The sequence below is a fragment of the Streptomyces sp. NPDC048696 genome, from assembly GCF_043198895.1.
Taxonomy (GTDB): domain Bacteria; phylum Actinomycetota; class Actinomycetes; order Streptomycetales; family Streptomycetaceae; genus Streptomyces.
Genome location: NZ_JBICVJ010000006.1, coordinates 407064 through 418204 on the forward strand (window position 1 = coordinate 407064; position 11141 = coordinate 418204).

8 protein-coding genes are annotated in these 11141 nt (G+C 72.2%); 5 read left to right on the forward strand and 3 right to left on the reverse strand.

Annotation, left to right across the window (positions count from 1 at the left end):
- The first annotated feature begins 91 nt into the window (after positions 1-91).
- Entirely contained in the window at positions 92-511 is a 420-nt protein-coding gene (locus tag ACGFRG_RS15835) for a YchJ family metal-binding protein (protein WP_361419335.1), read from the forward strand.
- A 90-nt stretch (positions 512-601) separates the two neighbouring features.
- A complete protein-coding gene (phsA, locus tag ACGFRG_RS15840) occupies positions 602-2461 on the forward strand; it encodes an O-aminophenol oxidase PhsA (RefSeq protein WP_361419332.1) in 1860 nt (619 codons plus the stop codon).
- Between the two features lie 41 nt (positions 2462-2502).
- On the opposite strand, the gene ACGFRG_RS15845 is transcribed toward phsA, so the two are convergent.
- From ACGFRG_RS15845 to ACGFRG_RS15855, 3 genes are all read right to left on the reverse strand, one after another.
- Entirely contained in the window at positions 2503-4584 is a 2082-nt protein-coding gene (locus tag ACGFRG_RS15845) for an MDR family MFS transporter (RefSeq protein WP_393264254.1), read from the reverse strand.
- 83 nt (positions 4585-4667) lie between these two features.
- Entirely contained in the window at positions 4668-5663 is a 996-nt protein-coding gene (locus ACGFRG_RS15850) for an urea transporter (RefSeq protein WP_393264256.1), read from the reverse strand.
- Between the two features lie 174 nt (positions 5664-5837).
- Positions 5838-7097, reverse strand: coding sequence for a helix-turn-helix domain-containing protein (locus ACGFRG_RS15855; protein WP_361419323.1), 1260 nt, complete (start codon positions 7095-7097; stop codon positions 5838-5840).
- A gap of 698 nt (positions 7098-7795) precedes the next feature.
- Here ACGFRG_RS15855 and ACGFRG_RS15860 point away from each other — a divergent pair.
- Genes ACGFRG_RS15860 through ACGFRG_RS15870 form a run of 3 tightly spaced genes read left to right on the forward strand, consistent with a single transcriptional unit; the run spans position 7796 to position 11141 of the window.
- Entirely contained in the window at positions 7796-9274 is a 1479-nt protein-coding gene (locus tag ACGFRG_RS15860; RefSeq protein ID WP_393264259.1) for a DUF6801 domain-containing protein, read from the forward strand.
- Positions 9275-9288: 14 nt separating this feature from the next.
- Positions 9289-10320 carry an ABC transporter ATP-binding protein gene (locus tag ACGFRG_RS15865; protein ID WP_393264262.1) on the forward strand — a complete coding sequence of 344 codons (1032 nt, stop codon included), beginning with the start codon at positions 9289-9291 and terminating at the stop codon, positions 10318-10320.
- A complete protein-coding gene (locus ACGFRG_RS15870) occupies positions 10311-11141 on the forward strand; it encodes an MlaE family ABC transporter permease (protein WP_393264434.1) in 831 nt (276 codons plus the stop codon). Before ACGFRG_RS15865 ends, ACGFRG_RS15870 begins: the two co-directional genes overlap by 10 nt.

Below are 11141 nucleotides of genomic sequence, written 5' to 3' on the forward strand. Positions count from 1 at the left end.
CCGACCGCTTCCCCTCCGACCGCTTCCCCTCCGGCCGTTTCCCCTCCGGCCGTTTCCCCTGCGGCTGTTTCCCGTGTGGTCAGATAGGGGCATGGCTCGACGCACTTCCCGCCCCGCCCGCCCCACCGCCCCCAAGGACTGCCCCTGCGGGCTGCCCGCGCCCTATGCCGAGTGCTGTGGGCGCTACCACTCGGGGCAGGCGGCCGCGCCCACCGCCGAGGCCCTGATGCGCTCCCGCTTCAGCGCGTTCGCGGTCGGCGACGAGCCGTATCTGCTGCGCACCTGGCACCCGGACCACCGCCCCGCGAGCCTCGACCTCGACCCCGCCATGCGCTGGACCCGCCTGGAGATCCTGGACACCACGGACGGCAGCGCCTTCCACACCACCGGTACGGTCACCTTCCGCGCCCACTACACCCACGACGGCGCGACGGACTCGCTGCACGAGCAGAGCCGGTTCGTGCGGTACGAGGGCGCGTGGGTGTATCTGGACGCGGTGTTCACGGACTGAACCGCACGGTCTTCATGGACTGAACCCCAAAGGGCCATCTGGCGTCTTTTCCCGCGAGCGCGGCCGTGACGGCCGGGATCAGGGGGAAGTATGTCCGAGGTGAACGACCACACCGCAGGGGACGAACTCGTCCCGTACATCGACCCGTTGCCGGTTCCCAAAGTGCTGCGGCCCGCGTCGGCCGACGTGCTGCGGGAGACCGAGATCGCCATCCGCCCCACCTGGGTGCGGCTGCACAGCCAACTGCCGCCCACCCTGATGTGGGGTTACGACGGCACCGTGCCCGGGCCCACCGTCGAGGTGCGGCGCGGGCAGCGGATCCGGCTCGCCTGGACCAACCGCGTGCCGGACGGCAGTGAGTATCCGGTCACCTCCGTCCAGGTGCCGGGGCGTCCGCCGGGCACACCGCCCGCCAGCACCGAGCCCGGCCGCGAGGGCGTCGTGGCCGACCCGGACGTGGCCGCGCTGCCCGCCTGGGTGGTGACGCATCTGCACGGCGCCCGCACCGGCGCCGGCAACGACGGCTGGGCCGACAACGCGGTGGGCCACGGCGACGCCCAGCTGTCCGAGTACCCGAACGACCACCGGGCGGTGCAGTGGTGGTACCACGACCACGCCATGAACATCACCCGGTTCAACGTGTACTCCGGGCTCGTCGGCACGTATCTGCTGCGCGACGACGAGGAGGACGCCCTGCGACTGCCCGGCGGGGAGCGGGAGATGCCGCTGATCCTCGCCGACCGGAACATCGACACCGACGAGGACGGGCGGCTCAACGGGCGGCTGCTGCACAAGACGGTCGTCATCGACCCGAAGAACGCGGAGTCCGGCATGCCGGTGACGCTCCCGTTCACCGGCCCGTTCACCACGGTCAACGGGGTCATCTGGCCGTATCTCGACGCCGAGGCCGCCTGGTACCGCTTCCGGCTGGTCAACGCCTCCAACGCGCGCATCTACGACCTGGTGCTCCTCGACGAGGACGACACCCCGGTGCCGGGCGTGCTCCATCAGATCGGCAGTGACGGGGGGCTGCTGCCCGCCCCGGTGCCGGTCGACTTCGACGCGGCGCTGCCCGCGCTCACCGTCGCGCCCGCCGAGCGCATGGACCTGCTGCTCGACCTGCGGGGGCTGGCGGGGCGCAGCCTGCGCCTGGTCAACAAGGGGGCCGGCCAGGCGGCCGGGGTGCCCGACCCGGTCAACAACGTCCGCTATCCGCAGGTGATGGAGTTCCGGGTGCGCGAGTGCGCCGAGCCCGACGACTTCGTGCTGCCCCGGGTGCTCTCCGGCTCCTTCCGGCCCTACGAGCACGGGCAGATCCAGCACGGGCACCGCCTGATCGTGCTGACCACGCCCGGCACGGTCGGGGGCGGCGGCCACCCGGAGATCTGGGAGATGGCCGAAGTCATGGACGGGCAGGCGGAGTTGCCCGCCGACGGCGTCATCCAGCTGAAGGGCGCCGACGGCACGGTGAAGACCTACCGCCGGATCTCCCGCACCATGAACGACGCGCTGGGCTTCACCGTCGCCGAGGGCGCCTACGAGCAGTGGAGCTTCCTCAACCTGGGCGGCCCGGTCCACCCGATGCACATCCACCTCGCCGACTTCCAGGTGATGGGCCGGGACGCGTACACCGTCGACGGCTTCGACCTGAAGCTCGGCGGCACCCGCACACCGGTGGCGTACGACCCGACCCGGGTCATCCCGCTCGCGCCCAACGAGCGCGGCTTCAAGGACGTGTTCCGGATCCCGCCCGGTCAACTGGTCCGCGTACTGGGCCGGTTCAACGGCGCGTACGGGCGGTTCATGTACCACTGCCATCTGCTGGAGCACGAGGACATGGGCATGATGCGGCCGTATGTGGTCGCCCCGGCGCAGGCGCTGAAGTTCGACCACATGGCCGGGCACGGCGGCCACGACGGGCACAACGGCCATGAGGGCCACGGTGGTTGAGCAGCCACGTGGCTGAGCAGACCGTTCGTTGAGGGACCTGGTCAGCGCACCGCCGCGCCCGCCTTCTCGCGGTCGGCCGGCGGCAGGCCGTTGGCCAGGTCCTCGGCGAGCAGCCGCTTGGCGATGGCATCGGCGGCGGCTCGCAACTCCGCGCTGCGCGGCCGCCCCCGGTCCTTCTCCAGCTGCTCGTTGAGCCAGTCGGACCAGGACGTGGCGATGGCACCCACCTCGCGCCGGCCGCCCTCGGTGAGCATGAAGTAGGTGCCCTCGCGGGTCAGGAAGCCCTCGTCGACCATCCGCTGGAAGACCGGCACCAGCACCTCCGGCGGCACATGGCGGCGGGCCGCGATCAGCCCGAGGCTCGCGTGGCCGACCATCCTGGTGAACAGCTCCACCTGCATCACGGCCCAGGCGCCCGCCATGTCGAGCCGGGAGTCCGAGCGGGTCACCACCTGGCGGGCCGTGTCGATGCCCGCGCTGCGGACGATCTTGCCGACCGACAGTTCGAGGAGCTTCTGCGAGTCGCCGGTGGACGGCTGCGCGAAGCCCTCGCCCATGTCGGTGGAGGAGGACCGCGCGGTGTCGCGCAGCTCCACCTGCTTGAGGAAGAGCGCCACCACGAACCCGACGGCCGCCACCGGCACCGTCCACAGGAACACCGTGTGCAGCGAGTCGGCGTACGCGTCCACGATCGGCCCGGACGCGGCCGCGGGCAGCTTGTGCAGCCCGCCGGGCGACTGCGCCGCCTGCCCGAGCTGCGCCGGGGCCAGGCCGCTCGCCTTCGCGGCGGCGGCCACCCCGTCGGCGAGCCGGGGCTTGAGGGTGTTGGCGTAGATCGTGCCGAAGACCGCGGTGCCGAACGAGCTGCCGAGCGTACGGAAGAAGGTGACGCCGGAGGTGGCGGTGCCCAGGTCCGCGTAGTCGACGGTGTTCTGTACGGCGATCGTCAGGACCTGCATGCACAGCCCGATGCCGAGGCCGAGCACCAGCATGTACAGCGACTCCAGCCAGGCGCCGCTGTCCGGCCCCATCAGGGAGAGCAGATACAGCCCGACGCCCATCACCAGGGCGCCGACGATCGGGAAGATCCGGTACTGGCCGGTCTTGCTGACCACGTTGCCGCTGAAGATCGAGGCGATGAGCAGGCCGATCACCATCGGCAGGGTGCGCACGCCCGAGACGGTGGCCGAGTCGCCGTCCACGTACTGGAGATAGGTCGGCAGGAAGGTCATCGCGCCCAGCATCGCGAAGCCGACGATGAAGCTGAGGACCGAGCAGACGGTGAAGACGGGGTTGCGGAACAGCCGCATCGGCAGCATCGGTTCGACGGCCCGGGTCTCGGCCCAGCAGAACAGGGCGAGGGCCAGCACCCCGCCCACGAAGAGCGCGAGGATGGTGGGCGAGGACCAGGCGTACTCGTTGCCGCCCCAGCTCGTCGCCAGGATCAGGGCGCTCGCACCGGCCGCGACCAGGCCGATGCCGAGGTAGTCGATCACCGGCTTGGCCACCGAGCGGACCGCCGGGATGGTGCGGGCGGCGGCGATCACCACGAGGACGGCGATGGGGACGTTGACGTAGAACGCCCAGCGCCAGCTCAGATGGTCCGTGAACAGCCCGCCGAGCAGCGGCCCGATGACCGTCGCGACGCCGAACACGGCGCCGATCGCGCCCTGGTACTTGCCCCGGTCGCGCAGCGGGATCACATCGGCGATCAGCGCCATCGCGGTGACCATGAGTCCGCCCGCGCCGATGCCCTGCAGCGCCCGCCAGGCGATGAGCAGGGACATGTTGGTCGCGAGCCCGCACAGGAACGAGCCGGTGATGAAGACGACCGCCGAGACCTGGAAGACCACCTTGCGGCCGAAGAGGTCGCCGAACTTGCCGACGAGCGCGGTCGCGACCGTTTCCGCGAGCAGATACGAGGTGACCACCCAGGACATATGGGCCGCGCCGCCGAGGTCGGAGACGATGGTCGGCAGAGCGGTGCCGACGATGGTCTGGTCGAGCGCGGCCAGCAGCATCCCGAGCATGATCGTGCCGAAGACGATGTTCCGCTGGCGGACGTCCAGCACGGGCGGCGCGGCGGCGGGTGCCGGTGGTGCGGTCTCGCTGGCAGTGCTCACCCTTGCACCCTCACACCGCCGCAGGTGGGGCGCATGCCCTGTAGGCCGTGCGGATGAACCGGTACGGGGCCGGTGCTACGGGGTTACGCGCCTGCGCCCGGCCGAACCGGGGCGGCCTCGCCGGGCAGTGGCGCGCCCGTGCGCCGCAGCCTCGGCAGCGCCGGGACCGAGGCCACGAAGACCAACGTGGTCAGGACGAACGGCCAGGTGAACGCCTGGCCCCCGGCCGGGGCCAACAGCGCGCTCAGCGCCGGGCCGAGCACGGTCGCGGCCGCCGCGCCCACCACCGCGAAGCCCAGGCTCCACCGGTCGGCCGCGAGCAGCACCCCGCACAGCGCGATCGCCACCAGTACGGCGTTGTAGCCCATCGTGCCGTCCGCGATCCGCTCGGCCGGGGCGCCCAGCGCCCACGCGGTGAGGATCCCGACGGCGCTGCCCGCGCACGCCATCGCGCCCGCGAGCCGGTCGGCGGCGAAGATCCCGGCGAGGAAGATCAGCCCCACGTACCACTGGGGCATCAGGAAGATCTGCGCGACATTCGCGAAGAAGCCGTGCACCACATCGCGCAGCCCCAGCGCGACCGGTCCCTCGGCGGCCCGGGCGAGCGCGGCCGGGCCGTCGCCGTGGTGCCAGACCTTGCGAAAGCCCGGCGCCGCGATCGTCATGGCGCTCGCCGTCAGGCAGAAGGGGAGGGTCAGCGTGGGCAGCCCCCAGGTGCGCAGCACCGTGGCGGTGCCCCCGGCGACCACCGTGACCACGGCGCAGCCGCCCGCCGCGAGCAGCGCGGTGGACAGATGTCCGGCGCCGAGGCTGACCGCGAAGCCGACCGCGACCAGCGTGGCGTTGAACCCTTCGAGCCCGGCGGCGACCCGGCCCCGCTCCACCCCGAGGAGCTGGGCGGTGGCGGTGCCGACGGCGGTGCCGAGCAGCCCGTAGAGGCCGTACGGCCAGCCCGCCACGAACAGTCCCACCGAGAAGACGGCACCGGTCACCGCGCTCGGTACGAAGTCGACCTGGGCCTGGCCGCGCAGGACATGAACGGCGAACCGGCTCCAACGCCCGGCACGCGACTGCCTCATCCGATCTCTCCCGCCCCACCGGTAACGCCCGTTCGAGGGCCTCGCGACGGGCCCAGGGCACTGTACGGGCGAGGGGCCGGGCGGCGGCAGATGTTCCGCCTGGTCGGAACCTCCCACAATCGCCGGGCCGCAGCCACGCAACGCACGACCGGCGGCTCGTGGTGCGCGATGCGCTCAGCGCGACCGGGCGGGGGAGCGGGTGGCCCGGGGAGCGGGGGCCGGCCGGGACGCGGGGGCGGCGGACTCGCGCAGATGCATCGCGCGCAGCACGATCTCGGTGGCGAACCGGTGGTCGGGATCGGTCAGCCGGGGGCCGAACGCCGCGTCCAGGTTGCGCATGCGGTAGCGGACGGTCTGCGGGTGGATGTGCAGGGCCTCGCCGATCTGGGCGGCGGTCCCCCGGGTGGCGAGCCAGGTGCGCAACGTCTCGGTGAGCCGGGCGCGGCGGGTCGCCGTCTGGCCCTGGAGCGGCGCCAGTTCCCGGGCCGCGAGCTGCTCGACGAGCGCCGGGTCGGACATCAGGAGCAGCGTGACCAGATGGTCGGCGCAGTGGATGACCGGTGCGTCCTCGATGATCCCGGCCCGGGCGAGCCCGAGCGTCTGGCGCGCCCAGCGCAGCGAGTCGCCCGCGCCCGCGAGCGCCACCGTGGGACCCACCGCGGCCCGCGCCCCCGCGAGCGCCTGCGCCAGCGCCTGATGGCGGCCGCTGTCCATGGCGCCCGGCACCAGGAGGTACGGCTGGGGGTCGCCGGAATCCATCAGCATGTCGCCGTGCAGGGCGGTGCGGGCCGGGCGGGCCCCCGCGCTCAGGGCGACCAGGCACAGCTCCTCGGGAAGCCGCCAGCCCGCCCGGTCGGCGAGCTCGACGAGGGTCGCCCGCGGCGTCGCGTTCCCGGACACGATCAGCCGCAGGATCTTTCTTCGTAACTCGTCCGGGCCGTCCCCGGCCGACGACCTGGCCGCCAGATAGCCCTCGCTGGCCAGCGCCTCCAACTGGTCCATGTACGCGAAGAGGGTGTCGGCGAACGACAGCATGAAGACGGGGGAGAGTTTGTAGCGCTTGCCCAGCTTCTTGGTGTGGCGCAGCGCGACGCGGGCGCCCACCCGGAAGGTGCCGCGCAGGGTGTCCAGGCTGCGGCCCTCGACGGCGGCGTACCGGCCGAAGGTGCGGATCATCTCGTCCCGCAGCGGCGACGGCGCCGACGGCCGCACCACCTGGTCGACGAAGATGGTCAGACTCTGCTCGATCGCCGAGTGCACGAACCGGCCGTGCGGGCCCGCGAAGACGTCCGCGTACTCCGGATACGCGCGCAGCACCTCCGCCTTGATCTCGTCGAGCAGCGACGGGAGTTCGGGCCGCATGATGGTGGCGAGCTCCCGGGGGATCGGTCCCAGTTGCTCGCCGGAGGCCGAGCTGTGGAGGGCGTTCGGCATGCGGGTCCCTTTCGCTGGCCGCGACGTTCGGCTCGACGGTCGGCGCGAGTGGGTGACGCACCGCCGGCCCCGGTCACGGGCCGCCGTCGACACACAGTCAACTCACAACATCTGCAACATAGACCAGCCCGGGCCCGAAGGCACCCGTGCGGACGGGGAAATGTGCGGGCGGCATCGAGTGCGCGTTCCGGCCGGACACAAAGGCGGGGCCGTTGACTCGTGTACGAAATTCCGGAGCGTTGTCCGTGCCCGTGGCATAACGCCCGTACGCATGGCGTGACGGCCGGATTCGACCGTCCGCTATTGCACGGCGGTATTACCCCCGCATAGCGTCGGCGCTGCTACGGGCCGGCGCCCTCGCCACCCCTCTCGGCGAGCCTGCGACGTCCGTTCCAGAGGCCGCGGCCCCTGCCCCAGGAAGCGGCCCCCAGGCGGGGCCCCGCGATCCGTCCCCCCGGGTCGCGGGGCCCCGCCCATTTTCCGTGCCCGGGATGTGTGTCGCCGTTGATAAAGCGAGCGACCGGAATTGTGGCGCCGGTGACAAATACGGTGCCCGGCGCGAGGAGATCGAAGATTCGCGCGGAACCGGTATTGCGACCGAGGGTTACCCGTACGTAACGTCACGGCGTCACGGCTCGTTCGCGGCGGCGCAACCGCTATTCCGGGGTGAACCAGGGGAGAAGCAGGGGAGAAGTGCCATGAGTGGTGCATTCGACCGGCACCGCGCGGCCCTGGCCGCCGCCCTGGGCACGCTCGCGCTTCTCCTCGGCCTCGTTCCGGCGTCCGGGACGCTCGCGCGGGACCGCGAGACGGGCGTTCAGGCCATGTATGACTGTATGTCAGGGGCCGTACGCAGTCGGGTCATTGTGGACTTCACCGCCGCCTACCCGCAGGGCGGCCGCCCCGGACAGCCGTTGTGGGCCGAGGGGTTCGCGGTACGTCCCGAGCTCACCTCCGAGGCGGTCGCGGCGCTGCTGCCCGCGGGCACCACGGAGCTCTCCGGCACGGCCCGCCTCGCCGTCGAGGTCGCCCAGAACGGCCGCATGGCCGAGGCCGACTGGCCGGGGCTGGTCGCACCCCGCGTGGTCCCGGACGCGGGTGCCCCGCGGCCGGTCTTCGCAGGTGAGGTGCCGACGGTGACGGTCGCGGGGGCGGGTGAAGTATCGCTGACGGCAGGGGAGTTGGCGCTCACGCTGCTTCCCTCGGCGGGGGCGACGTCTGCACCCGCGTCCGGGACGCCTGATGCTCCCACCCCGTCCGGTGCTTCCACCCCCTCCGCCGGACCGTCCCCGGCGCCCGGCCCGGTGGAGCTGCGCTGCTCGCCCGAGGCCGCGCCCGGCCCCCGGCTCGCCGCCTGGCCGGTGGCCGAATCCGCGAACAGCGGCCCCCCGGACGCACCCACCGCCACCCCCGCACAGCTCCCGTCCGCGCCCAAGCCCCCCGCACCCCCCATCCAGGTCGGCCCCGGCGGGCTCGGCCAGGCACCCGTCTGCCCCGCCGACCTCCCGCCCGGCGAGCTCGACCGGACGCGGCTGCCGCAGCCACCGCCCGGCGCCACCGAGAGCCGGCTCGACGCCTCGCTCTGCGTGGTGGCCGTCGGCTACGCCACCGTCGCCAAGCTCGGCAGCGCGCTGGTCATCAACGATCCGCACGGCACCCCCGGGCTGCTCCACCTAGACCTCGGCAAGCGCACGGTGAGCGCCCCCGACTACGACGAGTCGGACTCCGTCGGCATCCTGGGCTTCCCCGACGCCGAGGCCACCTTCCTCGCCTTCGGCTTCCAGCCCACCACCGCGAAGGTCCACTTCGAACCGGAGCCGGTCACCGTCGTCAACATCCGGCGCGGCACGGCCTTCACCACCGCCATCGCCTACCGCCAGTACCTGCGCCTGTACGACCTGCGCGTAAACGGCGTCCCGATGGACGTCGGCCCGCGCTGCCGGACCTCGCGGCCGATCGACACGGTCCTCGCCGGGGCGTACGACTTCCTCACCGGCGGGGTCCTCGACGGGAAGATCGCCATCCCGCCCTTCGCCGGCTGCGTCAGCCGGGGCGAGGACCTGTCACCGCTGTTCACCGCCACCCTCTCCGGTCCGGGCAACCCCGTCCGGATCCGGCAGGGGCGGCTGGCGGGGGCCGGCAGCGCCCCGCCCGTCCCCGAACTGCCCAAGCGCTGAGGAGCCGACTGGCCATGGGAATCGACGTGGTCGTCGAGGGGCTGACCAAGACCTTCGGACGGCAGACCATCTGGCAGGACGTCACCCTCACCCTGCCCGCCGGGGAGATCAGCGTGATGCTCGGGCCCTCCGGCACCGGCAAGACGGTCTTCCTCAAGGCGATCGTCGGACTGCTGCGCCCGGACGCCGGGCGGGTGCTGGTCGACGGGGTCGACATGGCCAACAGCCGCGAACGGGACGTCTACGAGGCCCGCAAGCTCTTCGGCCTGCTCTTCCAGGACGGGGCCCTGTTCGGCTCGATGACGCTCTTCGACAACATCGCCTTCCCACTGCGCGAGCACACCCGCAAGAAGGAGTCGGAGATCCGCCGGATCGTGATGGAGCGGATGGACACCGTCGGGCTCGCGGGCGCGGAGCGGAAGCTGCCCGGCGAGATCTCCGGCGGGATGCGCAAGCGGGCCGGGCTCGCCCGGGCCCTGGTGCTCGACCCGCAGATCATCCTCTGCGACGAACCGGACTCCGGCCTCGACCCGGTCCGCACGTCCTATCTCTCGCAGCTGCTCATCGACATCAACACCGAGCTCGACGCGACCATGCTGATCGTCACCCACAACCTCGACATCGCCACCACCGTCCCGGACAACATGGGGATGCTGTTCTGCCGCGACCTCGTCGCCTTCGGGCCCCGTGAGGTGCTGCTGACCAGCGAGGAGCCGGTGGTCGAGCAGTTCCTGGGCGGACACCGGGCCGGGCCGATCGGGATGTCCGAGGAGAAGGACCGGGCGACCATCGCCCGCGAGGCCTCGCACGGCCTGGTCGCGGGCCCGCCGACCCGGCGCCCGGTCGCCCCGCAACTCCAGCCCACCCCCGGCCTTCCGGTCCGCCGCGCGGTCCGGCGCCGCCGCGAGCGGGTGCGCGCGCTGCTCGACACCCTGTCGCCCGCGGCCCGCGCGGCCGTAGAGGCGGATCTGCGCGGGGCACCGGACGCCGACACGCTCGTACGGACCCGGCCGCTGCCCGCGTACGACGGCGGGGCATCGGCGTGAGCGCCCCGGCCGAGCCGGTCGGCGGGACCGGCGCGCCCGCGCCCCGGCCGCCGCTGCGGATCCTCGACCCGTTGCGCGAGACGGGCAGGCTCTTCGCGCTCGGCTGGACCGTGGTGCGGCTGACGTTCCGGCGGCCGTTCCAGGTACGCGAGTTCATCGAGCAGTTCTGGTTCATCGCCAGTGTGACCATCCTGCCCGCGATGCTGGTCACGATCCCGTTCGGCGCGGTCATCGCGCTCCAAGTGGGCTCGCTGATCGAGCAGTTCGGCGCCCAGTCGTTCACCGGCGGCGCCAGCGTGCTGGTCCTGGTCCAGCAGGCCAGTCCGCTCATCGTGTCCCTGCTGATCTCGGGCGTCGCGGGCTCGGCGATCTGCGCGGACCTCGGCTCGCGGACGATCCGCGAGGAGCTGGACGCCATGGAGGTCATGGGCGTCTCCCCGGTCCAGCGGCTCGTCGTGCCGAGGGTGCTGGCGGTGATGTCGGTCGGGCTGCTCCTGAACGGCCTCGTCTCGGTCGTCGGCACGCTCGGCGGCTACTTCTTCAACGTGATCATGCAGCACGGCACCCCCGGCGCGTATCTGGCCAGCTTCTCCTCGCTCGCCCAGCTCTCCGATCTGCTGATCGGTGAGTTCAAGGCGGTGGTCTTCGGGTTCATCGCCGGTGTCGTCGCCGCCTACCGGGGCCTGAACCCCAAGGGCGGCCCGAAGGGCGTCGGCGACGCGGTGAACCAGTCGGTGGTGTTCACCTTCCTGATCCTGTTCTTCGTCAACATGGTGTTGACGGCCTTCTATCTCCAGCTGGTTCCGTCGAAGGGGCTGTGA